The organism is Deltaproteobacteria bacterium (assembly GCA_020848745.1).
Lineage (GTDB): Bacteria > Desulfobacterota > Binatia > UTPRO1 > UTPRO1 > UTPRO1.
The window spans coordinates 1-17,612 of sequence record JADLHM010000057.1 but is presented as its reverse complement, the minus strand read 5'-3'; the positions used below and the strand labels follow the sequence as shown (position 1 = coordinate 17,612).

The window sequence follows — 17,612 nt, the reverse complement described above, 5'->3', positions numbered from 1 at the left end:
GCCGCGCGGCCTTTCGGTCCGGTGCGGAAACGCCCGCCGTCTTCGCTGGCGGCGGGCGTTCGTGTATCTGGGCCGGACGCATGGCCGAGCCGCTGATCACCCTCCGCGACGTCTCGCGCGTCTACCGGCGCGGCGCCGACGACGTGCACGCGCTCGAGCACGTGTCGCTGACGATCGCCGGCGGGCTCTTCGTGGCGCTCATGGGCCCGTCGGGCTCGGGGAAGTCGACGCTCTTGAATCTGCTCTCCGGCATCGACCGGCCGAGCGGCGGGGACGTGATCGTCGCGGGCAAGCGGCTGAACGAGCTCTCCGAGGACGAGCTCGCGCGCTGGCGCTCGCGGCACGTCGGGCTGATCTTCCAGTTCTACAACCTGATCCCGGTGCTCTCCGCGCTCGAGAACGTGGAGCTGCCGCTCCTGCTGACGTCGCTCGACCGGCGCGAGCGCCTCGCGCGGGCGCGGCTCGCCCTTGCCGTCGTCGGGCTCGCCGCGCGCGCGCGGCACGTGCCGGCCGAGCTCTCCGGCGGCGAGCAGCAGCGGGTCGCGATCGCCCGCGCCATCGTCACCGACCCTGACCTGATCATCGCCGACGAGCCGACCGGCGACCTCGACGCCCGCAATGCCGACGAGATCCTGCGCATCCTCCTCGAGCTCTCGCACGAGCTGGAGAAGACGGTCGTGATGGTGACGCACGACCCGCGCGCGAGCGAGTGGGTGGATCTCGTCTTCCACCTGGAGAAGGGCGTGCTCAAGGAGACGTTCGCGGGCGGAGCGGGGAAGGCCCATGCGGCGCCGACGGGGGGGCTGCCGTGAAGTACCTGCCGTTCGTCGTGCGGAACCTGCTGCGCAACAAGCTTCGCACCGCCCTCACCGGCGGCGCGATCGGGCTCGCGATCCTGCTCGTCTGTTTCTTCCTGACGATGCCGGGCGGCATCGACCGGCTGCTCTCCGAGGTCACCAGCAACGTCCGCGTGTCGGTCCACAACAAGGGCGGCGTGGTCTACGACATGCCGTACGCGTACGTGCAGCGCGTCCGGAGCATCCCGGGCGTGACCGCCGTGAATCCCGAGGTGTGGTTCGGGGGGGCCTACGAGCAGGAGGGCATGGTGACCTTCCCGAGCTTCGCCCTCGACCCGGACGCGGTCGGGAACGTGTGGCCGGACTACGACATCGAGCCGCTCGCCCTCGAGAAGTTCCGGCGTCAGCGCGACGCGGCGATCGTCGGCCGCGAGACGATGAAGAAGTACCGCTGGCGGATCGGGCAGCAAGTCAGCCTCGTGAGCACGGTCTGGCCGGTGACGCTGACGTTCCGGATCGTCGGGGAGATCCCGAACGACCGCGCGCCGCACTTCTGGATCCAGCGCGAATACCTCGCGCAGGCCATGGAGGCGCAAGGCCGGCAACTCGATACGGTCGGCACGATCTGGGTGCGCGTCGCCGACCCGGCCCTCGTGAACGACGTGATGACCCGGGCGGTCGCGATGTTCCGGAACAGCCCGGCCGAGGTGAACGCCGAGACCGAGAAGTCGTTCTTCGCGAGCTTCTTCGGCTCCCTCCAGTCGTTCGTGCAGATCATCCTCGTCGTGACCGGACTCGTGGCGCTCTGCGTTCTCTGCATCGCGGCGAACACGGCGAGCATGGCGGTGCGTGAGCGCGGCCGGGAGATCGCGGTCCTGCGCGCGATCGGCTTCGGGCGCAGCGTCATCTTCGGCACGCTCGTCGCCGAGTCGACGCTGCTCGCCACCCTGGCGGGAGGCGTGGGCGCGCTCCTCACCTACGGGTTCAGCGCGATGATCCGGGCGCTCTCGGGGGCCAGCATGGGCGGCAACGAGCTCGGTGCGCTCACCGGGTTCCTGGTCACGCGCGACATCGTCGCTCGGGGCATCGCTCTGTCGGTCGTGGTCGGCCTCGTCGCGGGGATCGCGCCGGCGTGGGGCGCCGCCCGCCGGCCCGTCGCCGAGACGCTGCGCGAGGTCTTCTGAATGAGCCTGCCGCTCTCCTACAGCGTGCGAAACGTGCGGATCCGCCTGCGGCGCACCGCGCTCACGATCGCGGTGATCGCGCTCGCGGTCGTGGCGTCCGCGGTCTTCCTGGCCCTCATCTCGAGCCTGCAGCGGACGCTCGTCTCGACCGGCTCGCCCGAGAACCTGGTCGTGCTGCGCAAGGGGTCGGACAACGACGGCTCCAGCATGCTGACGCTGGAAGCGTACCAGGCGATCCGCTTCTTCGACGGCATCGCCCGCGACGCCGCCGGGCAGCCGCTCGCGTCGCCGGAGATGGTCGTGCAGCCGACCGTCTGGACGACGCGCGGCACGCGCGAGAACGTGCTCGCGCGCGGGGTGGAGCCGGTGGCGCTTCGCGTGCACGACCAGGTGCGCATCGTCGCCGGCCGGATGTTCCGGCCGAGCAGCGGCGAGGTGGTGCTCGGCGTGGGGACCGTCGGTCGCTACGAGGGGGCGCGGCTCGGCGAGGAGATGCCGTTCGGCCGGCGGCGCTGGCGGGTCGTCGGCATCATGGAAGCGGCCGGGTCGTCGTTCGAGAGCGAGGTGTGGGTCGACGTCCGCGAGCTCGCGAACGACGCCAACCGTCCGTTCCCGTTCTCGGGGGTCCGGTTGCGCGTCGCGCCGGGAGCCGACCGCGAGGCGCTGATCCGGCGGATCGAGGACGACCCGCGCTACGCGCTCGAGGCGAAGCCCGAGACCGACTACTACGCGGACCAGGCGAAGAGCTCGCGCTCGCTCTACGTCCTGCTCGTGGTGCTGGCCGCGCCGGTGGGAATCGCCGCGGGCCTCGGCGCCGCGAACACGATGTTCGCCGCGGTGCAGGCACGCACGGTCGAGATCGGCACGCTGCGCGCGCTCGGCTTCTCGCGCGGGACGATCCTGCGGGCGTTCCTGCTCGAGTCTTTCGGGGTCGCGATGGTCGGGTTCGTGGTCGGCGCCCTCGGCACGGTCGCGCTCGCCGCGGTGATCGGGGCGGCGCTCGGCGGGATCGGGTTCACCGCCGCGACCTTCACCACCAACGTCGTGGCGCTGCGGGTCGGCGCGGGCGATCTCGGGGCGGCCTTCCTGTTCGCCGCCGCGATCGGCATCATCGGGGGGCTGCTGCCCGCGTGGCGCGCTGCCCGGCTCCGGCCGGTCGAGGCGCTTCGCAAGGCCTGAAGCGCGGAGCGGATAAGGACCGACGACCCGTGACGAGCAAAGCCGCCGACCTCCGCGCCCTCCGCATCGACCGCGGCGACGACGAGCTCGCCCGCCCGCGCCGCCGACCGTGGCGGTGGGTGGCGGCGGCGATCGTCGCCGGGCTCGCCGCCTGGCTCGGGCTGCGCGCCTTCGGTCCGCGCGTGTCCGAGGTGCAGGTCGCCCCCGCGGTGGCGCACGAGGGGGGCGCGCCGGTGCGCGGCGCCGTGCTCGCGGGCACGGGCTACGTCGTGACCGGCGAGAAGTACATCGCGATCGGCGTGCGGGTCGCCGGGCGGATCGAGCGCTACTACGTCGACGAGGGTCAGTCGGTGCAGGCGGGTGATCCGCTGGTCGCCATCGACGACCGCGACTATCGCGCGCGGCTGGACCGGGCGGAGGCGGCGGCCGCGACGGCGCGCGCCGATCTGGCGTTGCACGCGCGCGAGCTCGTGCGGGCGGAGCGGCTGCACCGCGACGGCATCATCGCGGCGCAGGATCTCGAACGGAACCAGAACCTCGTTGCCGTCGACCGCGCGCGCATCGCGGAGCTCGAGGCCGACGCCGCGCTCGCGCGCGTCGAGCTCGATTATACGGTGCTGCGCGCGCCCCGGGACGGTGTGATCCTCGCCAAGCTGAAAGAGGTGGGGGAGATCGCGGTGCCGGGCGGCTTCTCGGGCTCGGGCGACCTCATCCGGATGGCGAACCTCGACGACATGCGGGCCGAGGTCGACGTCAACGAGTCGGATCTCACGCGGGTGCGCCTCGGTCAGGCCGCCGAGGTCATCCCCGACGCGTATCCCGACGCGCGCTACCCGGCGACGGTCGTGAAGCGCTATCCGCAGGTGAACCGTCAGAAGGGGACGCTCAAGGTGGAGGTGCGGGTGACGAGCCCGGACGACCGGCTCCTGCCCGACATGAGCGTACGGGTGAACTTCCTCGCCGAGGCGACGCCGGGCCCGGGCGCTCCGGTCGTGCTCGTCCCGCGCGCGGCGCTCCGGCGCGACGAGCGTGGCGCGTACGTGTGGTGGGTCGACGGCGCGCGGGTGCGGCGGCGCGCGGTCGCGGTCGGCACCGAGCTCGGCGAGCAGGTGCAGATCGCGGACGGGCTTGCCGGCGGCGAGTCCCTGGTGGTCGGCGACGCCGCCGGGCTCGCCGACGGCGCCGAGGTGAGGCGCGCCGCGGAGCCGGCCGGCGGGCATTGAGCGCGGGTCCCGCGCGCGCCGCCGACTTGCCAACGAAACGGCGTTCTCGTAGCGTTCCGCTCCATGCGCGGGTCGACGGGCGGACGCGAGCTTCTGCAGGCGCACATCCGGACGCTCATGCACGGCCAGCTGGTCACGGTCGGCCCCGACGCGCCGCTTCTCGACGTCGCCCGCGAGCTCGCGGCCCACGGGATCGGCGCGGTGCCGGTGGTGGACGAGAGCCAGCGCCTGCTCGGGCTCGTGAGCACGAACGACCTCGTCGCGATCCTCCAGGCGGGCGAGGGGCTCGAGCGCAAGACCGTCCGTGACGCGATGACCGCGGAGCCGCCGTCGATCGACGAGTTCGCGACCGCGGAGGAGGCGATCGACGTGTTGCGGAACGCGCTCATCCGGCACTTGCCGGTGACGCGCGAGGGGCGGCTCGTCGGCCTCGTGACCGCCTCCGACCTGATCCGCCACCTGCTCAAGCACTACCCCGCGCCCGAAGTCGCCTGAGGGGCGCGATGCGCTCGGGCCGACAAGTCCGGGCGACGGACGTGCTCCGACGCGCTCGGGCGGCTTGACGCCCACCGGCCTGCGCGCGAGAAGGGGCCGATGCTCCGCTGGTCGTTCCTGCCCCTCGTCGCGCTCTCGGCCGCCGTCGCCGGTGCGCAGGTGCCCACCTCCACGCCGACGCCCGGGACGATCGTGCGTCTCGAGCTGAAGCCGGTCACGAAGACCATCTCGGTCGGCGAGTTCGCGAACTACACCGCGACGGGCTTCGACGCGCAGGGGCTCAGCAAGAACATGACCCAGAAGGTCGAGTACACGTCGAGCGACCCGACCGTCGCCGGGGCGCCGAACGCCGCCGACAACCGGGGACGCGTGAACGGGCTGAAGCCCGGCGTCGTCACGATCAGCGCGGCCGACGCGGTGACCGGCGTGAGCACCACCGACGCCGGCGGCGTGAGCGGCACGCTCACGGTGCAGGGGGCGCTCGTCGCGATCACGTTGAAGCCGCTCGACAAGAACGCCGTCGTCGGCGACGCGGTGACCTACACGGCGACGGGGCAGCTGAGCGACGGCAACACCAAGAACCTGACCCAGAAGGTCGAGTACGCGTCGAGCGACACGAGCGTCGCGGTCTGCCCAAACGCCGAGGGCAACAAGAGCCGGGTGGAGGCGGTGGGCGTCGGCACCGCGATCATCACGGCGACCGATCCCGTGACCAGCATCGCGACCGAGGCCGAGGGCAGCGGCACGCTCACGGTGCGCGTGCCCGGCGCGACCGCGACCGGCCGGACGCCGACCCCGACCCCGCGCGCGACGCCGACCCTGTGCGGCGACCCGAACGCGTCGAACACCGTGACCGTGACCGACGGCGTCGAGGTGCTGTCGGCGGCGGCGGACCTGCCGACGGGGTGCACGGCTGCGGTCTGCGACGTCGACGGCAGCGGCGCCGTGACGGTGACCGACGGCGTCCTCGTCCTGCGCTTCGCGGCCGGCCTCGACGGCTCCCTGGCCTGTCCCTGAGGCGGCAAGCGCCCCGGCGCTCTCGCCGGGGGCCGTTGCACGGGTGCGATTCTCGCAGCGGCGCCCGGGGGGCGGCGTGCTTCCGGTAGAGAATCTCCTGCAGGATCAGATGGTTGCGTGCCACGTCGTGGCAACGCGTTTGCTCTGACCTGGACGTCCCGAGATCCATGTCCTCGTCCCCCCTCACGCTCCCCCGCGCCGTGATCCGCCTCTTCGCCGCGCTGACGCTCCTCTTCGGCGTGACGGCGACGCTCGCCGACCCGGCGGCGGCGCAGACGGCGACGCCGCTTCCGACGGTCACGGCGACGCCGGCGCTCGTGCGGATCGCCGTGTCGCCGCGAACGGCGAAGCGGCAGGTCGGACAATTCCAGAACTTCACGGTCCTCGGCTACTTCTCCGACGGCAGCGAGCGGAACTTCACGCAGAAGGTCGTCTACAGCTCGAGCAACCTCGCCGCCGTCTACCCGCCGAACACCGAGGGCAATCGCGGGCGCGTGGAAGCCGTCGGCGTCGGCATCGCGACCATCTCGGCGACCGAGCCGACGACCGGCGTGAGCTCGAACGCGTCGGACGAGAGCGCGATCGTCGAGGTCGTGGAAGCGCCGACCCCGACGCCCACCTCGACGAACCCGACCCCGACGCGCACGCTGACGCCGCGGCCGACGGCGACCGCTACGCCGGTCCTCGGGACGCTGCGGCTGTCACCGCTCGTCGCCAAGCGCAGGGTCGGCGAGACGCAGAACTTCTCCGTGGTCGGCGTCTACTCGGACGGCAGCGAGAAGAACCTCACGCAGCAGGCCACCTACGTCAGCAGCAACACGGCCGTCGTCCAGGCGCCGAACGACACGACCACCAACAAGGGCCGCACGCTCGCCGTCGGGCCGGGCATGGCGATGATCTCCGCGACCTTCGGCGGCGTCAGCACCACGAACACCGGCGGCGACGCCGAGTTCACCGTGACCGTCGCCCCGACGCCGACGCCGACGCGCACGGGCGCCACGCCGACCCGCACCCTCAGCCCCACGCCGACGGTGACGGCGACGCCGGTGCTGGTCTCGTTGGCGCTCTCGCCGACCTCGACCAAACGCGGCATCGGCTCGGCGCAGAACTTCGTCGCGACCGGCACGTTCTCGGACGGCAGCACGAAGAACCTGACCCAGCGCGTCGCCTACACGTCGAGCGACGCGAACGTCGCCTCGGCGCCGAACGACCCGACCAACCGCGGACGGGTGATCGCCGTCGGCGTCGGCGTGGCGACGATCTCGGCGGTCGACGACGCGACCGGCATCGGTACGACCGCGTCGGGCGGCAACGCGACCTTCGAGGTGGTGCTCGCGCCGACCCCGACGCCCACCAACACCGGCGTCACGCCGACGCGCACGAAGACGCCGACTCCGACGCCGACCGCGACGCCGAAGCTCGTGTCGCTCGCCATCTCCCCGACGACCGTGAAGAAGGCGGCGGGGCAGACCCAGACGTTCCTCGTCAACGGCACGTATTCGGACGGCAGCACCAAGAATCTGACCCAGAAGGTCGAGTACAGCTCGAGCGATCCGGCCGTCGCCGCGACCGGCGTCGATCCGAACAGCAAGAGCAAGGTCCTCGCGGTGGCGCCCGGCGTCGCCGTGATCCGCGCCAGGGACGCCGCGAGCGGCGTCATCACCCCGATCGCCGAGAGCGCCGTCTTCACCGTGACCGAGGCGCCGAGCCCGACGCCGACGCGCACGGGTCCGACCTCGACGGCGCCGACCGGTACGCCCACCGAGACGCCGCCGCCGTCGCCGAGCCCGACGCCGGTGATCGTGAAGATCACGCTGAAGCCGCGGGAGGCGCAGAAGCCGGTCGGGACCGCGCAGTTCTTCACCGCGACGGCGACGCTCTCGGACGGCAACGAGAAGAACGTCACCCAGAAGGTGACCTACGTCTCGAGCGATCCGACCGTCGCCGAGGCGCCGAACGAGGACGGCAACCGCGGCCGGATCGTGCCGCTCGAGGCCGGTACGGTGACGATCTCGGCGTTCGACCCTGCGAGCGGCGTCTCGTCGACCGACAGCGGCGGCGACGCGACCTTCACGGTCGTGGCGGGCAGCGGCTCGCCGAGTCCGCGGGTGACGGCGACGCCGCCGCTTCCGATCCAGATCGGCAATCCGACGACCACCTGCCAGCGCGACGTCCGGCGCGCGGCGCGGAGCTACGTCGCCAAGAAGCTCAAGACGCTCGACAAGTGCGGCAGCGCGGCCGGGAACTGCGTGCAGCGCAAGCCGAACGACCCGGCGTGCCTTGCCGCGGTGCGCGTTCGCTGCGCGACGGCGCTCGGCAAGCTCACGACCGAGGAGGCGAAGCTCGTCGCCGCCATCCTGCGCCGGTGCGCCGGCCTCAGCAATGCCGATCTCTTCGGCGGCGACGGCCTCGCCTACGAGGACGTCGCGGAGAGCTGCCGCGTGCGGTTCGACCGCACGCTCACCGATCTCACGAGCATCGCGCAGTGCCTGACCGCGGAGCACTCGTGCCGCGCCGAGACGCTGTTCGCGTTGCAGCGTCCGCGCGCCGGCGAGTTCATGCGCCTCATCGGCGCCGCGCCCGACGGCGGCGCCTGCCGCGCCGATTTCGAGGGCGGCGGCGCCGGCCTCGGCGACCCGAAGGGCCTCGGCCGCGGCGTCGAGCGCTGCGCGCAGGCCCTCGTGCGGGGCGGCGCCGGACTCGCGCGCACGCGGCTCGGTTCGATCGGGCGCTGTGTCGACGCGGTCTTCCTCTGCGTCGAAGCCGATCCGGGGAACGCCGCCTGCCTCGCGAAAGCGACGCAGAAATGCGAGCGCGAGTTCGGGAGGGCGCAACGCGAGGTCGGCAAGGTGACGCTCGCGGTCAGCAAGCGCTGCGACTCGCTCGCGTTCGCGGTGCTGACCGACCCGGCCGGCGCGTACCTCGACGCCGTGGTCGCGCGCTGTCCGGGCTACGGCATCCCGGCGGTGGAGTCGGTCGCCGACTATGTCGCCTGTCTCGTACGCCAGCACGAGTGCGACGTGGCGGAGCTCGTGCGCTTCGAGTCGCCGCGCGCCGAGGCGATGCTCGACGCGGTCGGCCGCACGCTCGTCGACGGCGTCTGTCCTCCCCCGTGAGTTCCCGAGAACGTCCCTAGAAGGGGGCGGTCGGGACGCCGACGAGCGGCGCGAGCGTCGTGCCGTGGCGGCGTGCGAGGACGATGGCTTCGATCGTGGCCTGACGGCGAAGGGCGGGATCGGGATGGCGGGCCGCCGTGAGCTCCAGCGCCTGGCGGGCGCTCTGCGTGCCGATCCGGGTCAGGCTCGCGAGGGCCGCGTGGCGCAGCTCCGCGTCCGGACGCGCGAGGCTCGCCGCCAGCGGATGCACCGCTTCGACGTTGCCGGGCGCTCCGAGGGCGGTTGCGGCGGCGGTGGCGACCTCGAGGTCGCGGTCGCCGAGGAGGGGGATCAGTTGCGCGTTTACGCCGGCGCTCGGGTGTTCGCGGACGGCGCGAAGCACCGCGAGGAAGTCGCTGCCCTGCGAGGTGCGGAGCAGTCGGACCCAGCGCGCCGGACCGAACACGAGGCCGCGGCGCTCGAGCTCGGCGACGAGCGCGATGCGCGTTCCGATCGGCACGCGCGAGCTCTCGATCACGGGGACGAGCGCCGGCAGGTCCGCGAGCGTGAGCGCGCCGGCGTCGCCGCCCGGTGTGAGGTCGCGCAGCACCGAGGTGACGAGGATCGGCTCGCCCGATTGCAGGAGCTGGAGCGAGAGGGCGCGGAGCGCGTCGCCGCGGGCGTCGGGATCCTGGAGAACATCGAGCGCGACGTAGCGGCGGACGGCGTCGAGGACCGCGGGGTCGCTCCCCAGCTTCTCGCCGGCGTTGGGGATGGCGACCCAGGCGAGCCGCGTCGGGAGGGTCGTTGCCGCAAGGGCCGGTATGCGCTGACTGTGCTGCAGGAAGACCACGACGTTCTCGCCGTCGAGGTAACGCGCGGCGCCCGCCCCGATGCTCGCGAAGGCGAGCGGTCCCGGAGCGACCGCGCCTTTCAGCGTCGCGAGCACCTCGACGTGGACCAGGGGGTAGGTGACGCTGCCCGCGTCGATCGTCGCGCTCGTCGCGACCACGCGGGCGCGCACGACCGCGTCCGCGTCGAGGGTGAGCCTGCGGAGGCTCGCGGGCAGGTCGGCACCCTCAGCCGCGAGCCGGCCGGCCGGCATCGTGAGCGCGACGACGATCGCGAGCACGGCAATCGAGGACGGATTCCGCCGGGGCACGTCGCGTCCGCCATAGCACCCGAAATTCGGGGTTGCCATCCGCCGGGCGCTGGCGCATGGTTCCGGGGCGGGGCCGTGCCGGCTTTCCTGACCCCGCATCGACCCGTCGGGAGACATCACATGGTTGCTGCGACCGCACCCGGATGGAGAGGTCTATGCACGCCGCGCGCCTGGCGCGGCGGCTGCCTCGCCGCGATCGCGGTGATGTCGAGCGTCCTGACGTTCGGACGCGCCGTTCCCGCGCTCGCCGAGCCCGAGACCTGCAAGCGCGAGATCGCGCGCTCCGAGGCGCGATTCAGCCGCGCCAAGATGAAGATCGTCCAGAAGTGCTGGGACAACGTGGTGGCGGGCAAGAAGCCCGGACCGTGTCCCGATCCGAAGGCGGCGGTGCGCATCTCGATGGCGGCGGCGAAGCTGCAGCGCTCCATCGCTCGCCGGTGCGGCGGCCTCGATCAGACGTGCAGCGTCACGAGCGACAACGATCCGCTCCCGTCCATCGGGTGGGATCTCGGCACGTGCCCGAATTTCGAGGACGGCTCCTGCAACAACACGATCACCCACTGCCAGCACGTTTCCTCCTGTCTGCTCTGCATCAACAACGCGGCGATCGACCAGGTGGTCGACCTGGCGTACGGGTCGCTCGCGGCGAACCCGAGCAACGCCGCGCGGAAGTGCCAGCGGGAGATCGGCAAGGCGATGAGCACCTTGTTCCAGACGAAGTCGCAGCTGCTCAGCAAGTGCGAGGATCTCGTCCTGAAGGGCTCCTACGCGGGACCGTGCCCGGACGCGCGCTCGGCGTACGGGATCCGGATCGCGGAGTTCAAGGCGATCACCAAGATGTGCGTGAACTGTGGCGGGCCCGATCACCTCTGCGGCACCCCCGACGACCTCACCGTCGGCGAGATCGGCTTCGCGGCGAGCTGCCCCGCGGTCGACCCGCCGGGCCTACCGCCGTCGTGCGCCGCGTCGATCGACACGCTGCCCGACCTGATCAGCTGCGTCACCTGCGTCACCGGCTTCAAGGCGGACTGCCTCGGTGCGGCCGGCGTACCCGCCATCGCTTCGTATCCGGCCGAGTGCAACGCCGCGCTGCCGACACCGACGCCGACCGTGACGCCGCTCCCGACACCGACCGCGACGCCGACGGTCACGGCGACGCCGGAAGAGACCGCGACGCCGACCGTGACGGCCACCGCGACGCCGATCGCCACCGAAACTCCGGGAGAGACCCCGACGCCCACGGAGACGGCAACGCCCACGGAGACGGCGACGCCGACCGAGACGGCGACGCCCACGGAGACGGCAACGCCCACGGAGACGGCAACGCCGACCGAGACGGCGACGCCCACGGAGACGGCAACGCCCACGGAAACGGCGACGCCGACCGAGACGGCGACGCCCACGGTGACCGAGACGCCGACGCCGACCGTGACCGCGACGCCGGAATAGGCGACGCGTTAGCGATCGGCCGGCTGTAGCACGCCGCGTGCGACCCGCACCGCGTGCTCCACGTCCGCGCGCGACACGTCGAGGTGCGTCACGAGGCGGACCGTGGTCGCGTTCATCGGCAGGCAGCGCACGCCCTCGCCGATCAGCAAGCCGACGACCTCCATCGGTCCGCGCCGCGAGCCGCTCGTGTCGAGGAGCACGATGTTGGTTTCGACCGGGCGGCGGACGCGGAGGCCGGCGAGCCCGTCGAGTCCGTCGGCGAGGAGCCGTGCGTTGGCGTGATCGTCGGCGAGGCGGTCGATGTGGTGCTCGAGGGCATGGAGGGCCGCGGCGGCGAGGACGCCCGCCTGGCGCATGCCGCCGCCGAGCTGCTTGCGCACCCGGCGCGCCTCGGTCACGAAGTCCCGGTCGCCGATCAGGACCGAGCCGGCGGGACAGCCGAGCCCCTTGCTGAAGCAGAAGCTGAGCGCGTCGACGTGGGCGGCGATCGTGGCGAGCGGGACGCCGAGCGCGACGCAGGCGTTCCAGGCGCGCGCGCCGTCGAGGTGGACCGCGAGCCCGTGCGCCCGGCCCGCCGCGACCACCGCCGCGAGCCGATCGAGCGGCCAGCAGCTCCCGCCGCCGGCGTTGTGGGTGTTCTCGAGCCAGAGGAGCCGGGAGCGCGGCTGGTGGACGTCGGGAAGGCGGATCGCGGCGTCAACCTGTGCGGGCGTGAGGAGCCCGCGCTCGCCGTCGAGGAGCGCGGTGCTCACGCCGGCGTAGGCCGCGAAGCCGCCCGCTTCGTAGCGGTAGAGGTGGGAGGTGCGCTCGAGGATCACCTCGTCGCCCGGCTGGGTGTGGAGCTTGCACGCGATCAGGTTCGCCATCGTGCCGCTCGGCACGAAGAGCGCGGCATCCTTGCCCGCGAGCGTCGCCGCGCGCTCCTCGAGCGCGCTCACCGTCGGGTCCTCGTGGAAGACGTCGTCGCCGACCTCGGCCGCGGCCATGGCCACGCGCATCGCCGCGGTCGGCTTGGTCAGCGTGTCGCTACGCAGGTCGACGATGCGCATGGCGGCGGCTCAGATCGGCGGCCGAGGAGATGGGCCGCGTCAGCGGCCGACGATGGACACGAAGCTCACGCAGCGGCCCGGCGCGCCGCCGAGGTTGTGTGTGAGGCCGAGGGTCGGTCGCTCGATCTGGCGCGGACCCGCCTCGCCGCGCAGCTGGAGCCACATCTCGTACATCATGCGGAGGCCCGAGGCGCCGATCGGATGGCCGAAGGATTTGAGGCCGCCGTCGGGGTTCACCGGCAGCCCGCCGTCGAGGTCGAAGAAGCCGCTCATCACGTCCTGCCACGCGGTGCCGCGCGGGCTGAAACCGAGATCCTCGTAGAGCACGAGCTCGGTCGGCGTGAAGCAGTCGTGGACTTCGGCCATGCTGATCTCCTTGCGCGGGTCGCTGACGCCGGCCTGCGTGTAGGCATCCTTCGCCGACGCCACGACCTCGCGGAAGGTCGTGAAGTCGTAGTCTTGCGCGAGCGGGCCTTCGCCGGGGCCGGCCACGAAGGAGAGCGCCTTGATGAAGATCGGGTGGCGCGTGTACTTCTGCGCGTCCTCGGCGCGGCAGACGATCGCCGCGGCCGAACCGTCGGCGACGCCAGAGCAGTCCATCACGCCGAGCGGGTCGGCGACCTTCGGGGAGTTGAGGATCGCCTCCATGGGAACTTCCTTGCGGAACTGCGCTCTCGGATTCTTGGCGCCGTTGCGGTGGTTCTTCCACGCGATGCGGGCGAGTACCTCTTTGCCCTTGGCGGGGTCGAGGCCGTACTTCTTGAAGTAGGCGGGGGCGAGCAGCGAGAACGACGCCGGTGCGCTCATGTTGCCGAGCGTGCCGTCGTTCGCCGGGCTCGAGACGACGAGGCCGGAGTACCCCGAGTCCTTGAGCTTCTCGACGCCGATCGCCATCGCGAGATCGTAAGCGCCGGACGCGACCGCGTAGCACGCCTGACGGAGCGCTTCGGAGCCGGTCGCGCAGAAGTTCTCGACGTGCGTCACCGGCTTGTAGTCGATCTTGAGGGGGACCGAGAGCGTGAGGCCCGAGAGCTGCCCCATCGTGCCGAGCCAGTAGGCGTCGACGTCGTTCGGCGCGACGCCCGCCGATTCGTATGCCTGGTAGGCGGCGTCGATCAGGAGATCGTCGGGGCCTTTGTCCCAGTGCTCGCCGAACTGCGTGCAGCCCATGCCGACGATCGCGACCCGGTCTCGGATGCCATTGCTCGCCATGACGCTTCTCCTACCGCCGGGGGCGGCACTTCCAGAAATAGTTGTGGACGCCGCCCGCGCTGTGCATGCGGCGAAACGTCATCTCGACCTCGTCGCCGATCTGCACCTTCTCCGGCGCGCAGTCGGTCATCTCGCCGAGGAAGCGGCCGCCGCCCGCGAAGTCGACGACGACGTTCACCGTCGGCGGGTTCAGCGAGTAGGCGAGGCGGTCGAGGGTGAAGGTCGCGACCTTCGCCGGAAGATCCGCGAAGGGATGGGGCGTCATCCGGTCGCGCGTTCCACACCGGATGCAGATGCGCTGCGGTGGAAGCTGCGGCGTGCCGCACGCGGTACACCTGGAGCCGACGAAGCCGAACTTCCAGGTCTCGGAGCGCAGCATCGGCGGCGCGGCGGGCCGATCGGGGTCGGGGCGGCGCGGCGGCTCGGTCGGCAGGATCTCGCGCCACTTGAGGTAACGGGCGTAGGCGACGTCCCCCTTCGACTCGATGAGGCGTCCGACCGAGCGCGGCTGGGTGTAGCTCGCCGCGCGCGCCGTGACTTTCAGGAGCAGCGCGTCGGCTCCGTCGCCCGCGCTCGCGACGAGGATCAGGTCGCCCGGCTTCGCGGCCGCGAGCACGCTCGCGAGCACGAGCGGGGCGTGCGCGGCGCCGGTCTGGCCGACCGTCAACGCGAGCGGGTCGGCGAGCTGCTCGGGGGCGATCTTGGCGCCGCGGGCGAGCTCGTCGGCGGCGCGCGGATTCGGGGCGTCGAGTACGATTCTGGCGAGGCTCGAGGGCGCGCACTGCGCCTGCTCGAGAACGCGCTTCACGGCGGCGCCGAGGAGCGGTCCGTACGCCTGGGTCAACGCGAAGCGCTCCTCCCAGGTGTGGGCGAAGCGCTCGCCCGGCGCCCGCCAGGTGTCGAGGAACTCGCGCGTGACCGACGCCGAGGCGACGATCTCGGCGATCGGGTCCTCGCCGACGACGAACGCGACGCCCGCGTCGCCGCCGGCTTGCTCGGCCTTGCCCTCGGGCGCGGCGAGGCGGCAGTCGGCGATCGCGACCAGCGCGGACCCGCCGTTCGCGCCGACGGCGTCGGCGGCCTGCAGGAGCGCGGTGAGGCCGACGCGCGGGGAGCCGGTGAGATCGGCGGCGCGGATCTCGAGCGGCAGCTGGGCCGCCGCGCCGACGAGCGCCGCGTTCAATTTCTCGGCGTAGGGCGGGGTGGTGGTGGCGAAGAGCAGGGTCCGTACGGTCGTACCCGGCGCCGCCCGCAGCGCGTCGCGCGCGGCTTCCACCGCCATCGACACGCTGTCCTCGTCGAAACTCGCGACGGCGCGCTCGCCCTTGCCCGCGGGAATACCGAGCACCTCGGCGATCGCGGCCCGCTTCAGGCGCCGATAGGGCACGTAGGATCCATAGGACGCAATGCCGACGGTCATGGCGGGTTACTTGGCCGGTCCACGCCGGCAGGTCAACCGACGCGGTCCTTCCGCCGGTGCGTCTTGCTCGTGCGGCGTGCCACGCATAGGGTCGAGCGACGAGGTGATCCGATGAGCTACCGGCACATTCTCCGCGAACGCGATGGTGCCGTCGCGGTGGTCACGATGAACCGTCCCGAGCGGCGGAACGCGCTCTCCTGCGAGCACATCGGAGAGCTGATCGACGCGCTGGCCGACATCGGCAAGAGCGATGCGCGTGCGGTCGTCGTCGCTGCCAACGGCCCGGTCTTCTCGGCCGGGCACGACTACGGCGACATGGTCGAGCGCGACCTCCAAGGCTTCCGCGAGCTCTTCGCGCGCTGCGCGGACATGATGCGGCTCGTGCAGGCGCTGCCGCAGCCGGTGGTCGCGTCGGTGCAGGGGATCGCGACCGGCGCCGGCTGCCAGCTCGTCGCGACCTGCGATCTCGCGGTCGCGTCCGAGGGGGCGAGCTTCGCGACGCCGGGCGGGCGCGGCGGGTGGTTCTGCTCGACGCCGATGGTCGCGGTGAGCCGCGCCATCGGCCGCAAGCGCGCGCTCGAGATGCTGCTCACCGGCGAAGCGATCGAGGCGCGGACGGCGGCGGAATGGGGGCTCGTGAACCGCGTCGTCCCGGCGGAGCGGCTTCGCGAGGAGACCCTGAAGCTCGCGCACGCGGCGAGCCGCGGCAGCACCGCGTCGAAGGCGACCGGCAAGCACGCGTTCTACGCGCAGATCGATCTCGATCAGGCGCACGCGTACGAGTACGCCTCGGAGGTGATGGCGATGACGGCCGTCGCGCCGGACGGCCGCGAGGCGATCGCGTCCTTCTTCGAGAAGCGGAAGCCGGTGTATCGCTGAGCGCACCCGCCGGGGCGGGCAAGGCGCGCCGGCCGAAGACGGCACGAATCATCCGCTCTATTCCAACGAGCGGCGCGCGGCCGTCGGCACGCCGAGCGAGGCGCACCAGCCGTATGACTGGAGCGGGGAGTTCGGGATTCCGTATCTGCTGCGTCGTCTCGGTGCGGGCGACGGGGAGGCGCCTGAGATGACGCGCGCCGCGCGACCGCACGTGCCGGGCGACCCCGGCGTCTGTCGGAGCCCCGCGGCCGCCGCGTTCGATCCCGTCGCCGCGGTCGACCCGCGGCAGGTGATCGCCTGGGCCGATGCACTGGTCACCGCGGCAACGGAGAAGCCGCCGTCCGTCTGCCGCGTCAGCGAGAGATAGAGACCATCGCCGCGACCATGCACACGGCGCGCCGTGCGCGTGACGATCATCCCGCGCGCCTTGCGGGTGCGGGGGGCCGCTGATACAAGCGCTCGCTCTCGCGGTCGCCGTTCCACCCCGAGTCCCCGTCGTCTAGCTCGGCCCAGGACACCGGCCTTTCACGTCGGTAACACGGGTTCAAATCCCGTCGGGGACGCTTGTAAATTCCCGTGTCTCACGGTTGCCTCAACTACTTTCGTGCCGAGCTGTAGCGTTCGATCTCGTCGTGAGTCAGCGACTCTCCCATGCCGCTGGATCGATGCGGTGGTGTGCGACGGCGAGGACGACGACCTCGGTGTCAGTGATTCGATACGCGATGGTGTAGGGAAATCGGCGCAATACGAACCTGTGTGTACCGTTCCTCAGCGGCCATCGTTTAGGCCCCTCCGCGATCAGATCGACGGCGAGGTGCACGGCGTCGACGAAGGCCTTGCCGAGTCCCGAGCGACGGCTCTCGTACCAAATGGCGGCGCGTTTGAGATCTGTTCTTGCCTGACGTGAGAAGCGAACGCGTGCCACTATCGCGAGGCACGATCCGCTCGAAGTGCGGCTTCGACCCCTGCGAAGACTTCCTCGGAAGAGATCAGTTCCGCCTGGCCAGCCTCGAACTCATTCAGCCGGCGCTGGATCTCCTCCTCCCAGGCGGCGCCGAGCCCGCCGTAGGTGCTGCTGTCGAGGCTCCCCAGGATCTCGGCAGCGAGGGCCGCGCGTTCCGTTGGCGTGAGCTTGAGGGCGGCTTCGAGAATCTCCTTGGGCTGGGTCACGTCCGAGAATCTATCGCGCGTAGGTTCTCTCAGCCAAGAGGAACTCGTAGCCGTCGGCGAGGTGGCTTCACGGACGACGTGCAAGCCTGCGTGTCCGTGCGCCTCATGCTGCCCGCTTCGCGGTCGCAATCACGCGAAAGGGCGGGAATAATAAGGTACTGGAGAGTGCCGGGTTCTCGGGTGTGATCAGCGGCGCTTGATCGGCTTCGCTGCTTCGGTGCGTTGCGCGAGTTGGAGGTCGGAGCGTTCGGTGGCGAGGTCGATCCAGCGATCGACGAGGC

Annotated in this window: 16 protein-coding genes and 1 tRNA gene; 11 read left to right on the top strand and 6 right to left on the bottom strand. The window is 71.8% G+C overall.

Features of this window, described 5'->3' with window-relative positions; genetic code table 11:
• Positions 1-80: 80 nt before the first annotated feature.
• From IT293_08525 to IT293_08495, 7 genes are all read left to right on the top strand, one after another.
• Positions 81-812 (top strand): ABC transporter ATP-binding protein, encoded by a 732-nt coding sequence (locus IT293_08525; GenBank protein ID MCC6764693.1) that lies wholly within the window; start codon positions 81-83, stop codon positions 810-812.
• Positions 809-1,981: an ABC transporter permease gene (locus IT293_08520; GenBank protein ID MCC6764692.1), complete on the top strand. Its 1,173-nt coding sequence runs from the start codon at positions 809-811 to the stop codon at positions 1,979-1,981. Before IT293_08525 ends, IT293_08520 begins: the two co-directional genes overlap by 4 nt.
• Entirely contained in the window at positions 1,982-3,160 is a 1,179-nt protein-coding gene (locus IT293_08515) for an ABC transporter permease (GenBank protein ID MCC6764691.1), read from the top strand.
• A 29-nt stretch (positions 3,161-3,189) separates the two neighbouring features.
• Positions 3,190-4,383 (top strand): efflux RND transporter periplasmic adaptor subunit, encoded by a 1,194-nt coding sequence (locus IT293_08510; GenBank protein ID MCC6764690.1) that lies wholly within the window; start codon positions 3,190-3,192, stop codon positions 4,381-4,383.
• Between the two features lie 63 nt (positions 4,384-4,446).
• Entirely contained in the window at positions 4,447-4,878 is a 432-nt protein-coding gene (locus IT293_08505; GenBank protein MCC6764689.1) for a CBS domain-containing protein, read from the top strand.
• Positions 4,879-4,977: 99 nt separating this feature from the next.
• Positions 4,978-5,895, top strand: a complete 918-nt coding sequence (locus IT293_08500; GenBank protein MCC6764688.1) for an Ig-like domain-containing protein — start codon at positions 4,978-4,980, stop codon at positions 5,893-5,895.
• 167 nt (positions 5,896-6,062) lie between these two features.
• Complete coding sequence (locus tag IT293_08495) at positions 6,063-9,011, top strand: Ig-like domain-containing protein (GenBank protein ID MCC6764687.1); 2,949 nt, start codon at positions 6,063-6,065, stop codon at positions 9,009-9,011.
• 16 nt (positions 9,012-9,027) lie between these two features.
• On the opposite strand, the gene IT293_08490 is transcribed toward IT293_08495, so the two are convergent.
• Positions 9,028-10,191: a HEAT repeat domain-containing protein gene (locus IT293_08490; protein ID MCC6764686.1), complete on the bottom strand. Its 1,164-nt coding sequence runs from the start codon at positions 10,189-10,191 to the stop codon at positions 9,028-9,030.
• Between the two features lie 81 nt (positions 10,192-10,272).
• On the opposite strand from IT293_08490, the gene IT293_08485 reads away from it, so the two are divergent.
• Positions 10,273-11,601, top strand: a complete 1,329-nt coding sequence (locus IT293_08485; protein MCC6764685.1) for a hypothetical protein — start codon at positions 10,273-10,275, stop codon at positions 11,599-11,601.
• An 8-nt stretch (positions 11,602-11,609) separates the two neighbouring features.
• Here the strand turns inward: IT293_08485 and ltaE are convergent, their stop codons facing one another.
• From ltaE to IT293_08470, 3 genes are read right to left on the bottom strand one after another with little or no spacing between them, the layout of a single operon-like run.
• Positions 11,610-12,650 carry a low-specificity L-threonine aldolase gene (gene ltaE / locus IT293_08480; GenBank protein ID MCC6764684.1) on the bottom strand — a complete coding sequence of 347 codons (1,041 nt, stop codon included), beginning with the start codon at positions 12,648-12,650 and terminating at the stop codon, positions 11,610-11,612.
• A gap of 39 nt (positions 12,651-12,689) precedes the next feature.
• The gene (locus IT293_08475; GenBank protein ID MCC6764683.1) at positions 12,690-13,862 is read right to left on the bottom strand and encodes an acetyl-CoA acetyltransferase; all 1,173 of its coding nucleotides are present in this window, start codon (positions 13,860-13,862) and stop codon (positions 12,690-12,692) included.
• Positions 13,863-13,872: 10 nt separating this feature from the next.
• Positions 13,873-15,282: an OB-fold domain-containing protein gene (locus IT293_08470; protein ID MCC6764682.1), complete on the bottom strand. Its 1,410-nt coding sequence runs from the start codon at positions 15,280-15,282 to the stop codon at positions 13,873-13,875.
• 111 nt (positions 15,283-15,393) lie between these two features.
• Between IT293_08470 and IT293_08465 the strand changes: the two genes are divergently transcribed.
• The 3 genes from IT293_08465 to IT293_08455 all read left to right on the top strand — a co-directional run bounded on the left by IT293_08465 (position 15,394) and on the right by IT293_08455 (position 16,724).
• A complete protein-coding gene (locus tag IT293_08465) occupies positions 15,394-16,161 on the top strand; it encodes an enoyl-CoA hydratase (protein ID MCC6764681.1) in 768 nt (255 codons plus the stop codon).
• 187 nt (positions 16,162-16,348) lie between these two features.
• Positions 16,349-16,528, top strand: coding sequence for a hypothetical protein (locus tag IT293_08460; protein ID MCC6764680.1), 180 nt, complete (start codon positions 16,349-16,351; stop codon positions 16,526-16,528).
• Positions 16,529-16,649: 121 nt separating this feature from the next.
• Positions 16,650-16,724, top strand: a tRNA-Glu gene (locus IT293_08455).
• Between the two features lie 74 nt (positions 16,725-16,798).
• Here IT293_08455 and IT293_08450 read toward each other — a convergent pair.
• Both IT293_08450 and IT293_08445 read right to left on the bottom strand, forming a co-directional pair.
• Positions 16,799-17,086: a type II toxin-antitoxin system RelE/ParE family toxin gene (locus IT293_08450; GenBank protein MCC6764679.1), complete on the bottom strand. Its 288-nt coding sequence runs from the start codon at positions 17,084-17,086 to the stop codon at positions 16,799-16,801.
• Positions 17,086-17,331: an addiction module protein gene (locus tag IT293_08445; protein MCC6764678.1), complete on the bottom strand. Its 246-nt coding sequence runs from the start codon at positions 17,329-17,331 to the stop codon at positions 17,086-17,088. Before IT293_08445 ends, IT293_08450 begins: the two co-directional genes overlap by 1 nt.
• Positions 17,332-17,612 lie beyond the last annotated feature (281 nt).

Coding starts and splice junctions, on each gene's coding strand:
- IT293_08525 (MCC6764693.1), top strand. CDS start 81: ATGGCCGAGCCGCTGATCACCCTCCGCGACGTCTCGCGCGTCTACCGG.
- IT293_08515 (MCC6764691.1), top strand. CDS start 1,982: ATGAGCCTGCCGCTCTCCTACAGCGTGCGAAACGTGCGGATCCGCCTG.
- IT293_08505 (MCC6764689.1), top strand. CDS start 4,447: ATGCGCGGGTCGACGGGCGGACGCGAGCTTCTGCAGGCGCACATCCGG.
- IT293_08500 (MCC6764688.1), top strand. CDS start 4,978: ATGCTCCGCTGGTCGTTCCTGCCCCTCGTCGCGCTCTCGGCCGCCGTC.
- IT293_08495 (MCC6764687.1), top strand. CDS start 6,063: ATGTCCTCGTCCCCCCTCACGCTCCCCCGCGCCGTGATCCGCCTCTTC.
- IT293_08490 (MCC6764686.1), bottom strand. CDS start 10,191: ATGGCAACCCCGAATTTCGGGTGCTATGGCGGACGCGACGTGCCCCGG.
- IT293_08485 (MCC6764685.1), top strand. CDS start 10,273: ATGGTTGCTGCGACCGCACCCGGATGGAGAGGTCTATGCACGCCGCGC.
- ltaE (MCC6764684.1), bottom strand. CDS start 12,650: ATGCGCATCGTCGACCTGCGTAGCGACACGCTGACCAAGCCGACCGCG.
- IT293_08475 (MCC6764683.1), bottom strand. CDS start 13,862: ATGGCGAGCAATGGCATCCGAGACCGGGTCGCGATCGTCGGCATGGGC.
- IT293_08470 (MCC6764682.1), bottom strand. CDS start 15,282: ATGACCGTCGGCATTGCGTCCTATGGATCCTACGTGCCCTATCGGCGC.
- IT293_08465 (MCC6764681.1), top strand. CDS start 15,394: ATGAGCTACCGGCACATTCTCCGCGAACGCGATGGTGCCGTCGCGGTG.
- IT293_08460 (MCC6764680.1), top strand. CDS start 16,349: ATGACGCGCGCCGCGCGACCGCACGTGCCGGGCGACCCCGGCGTCTGT.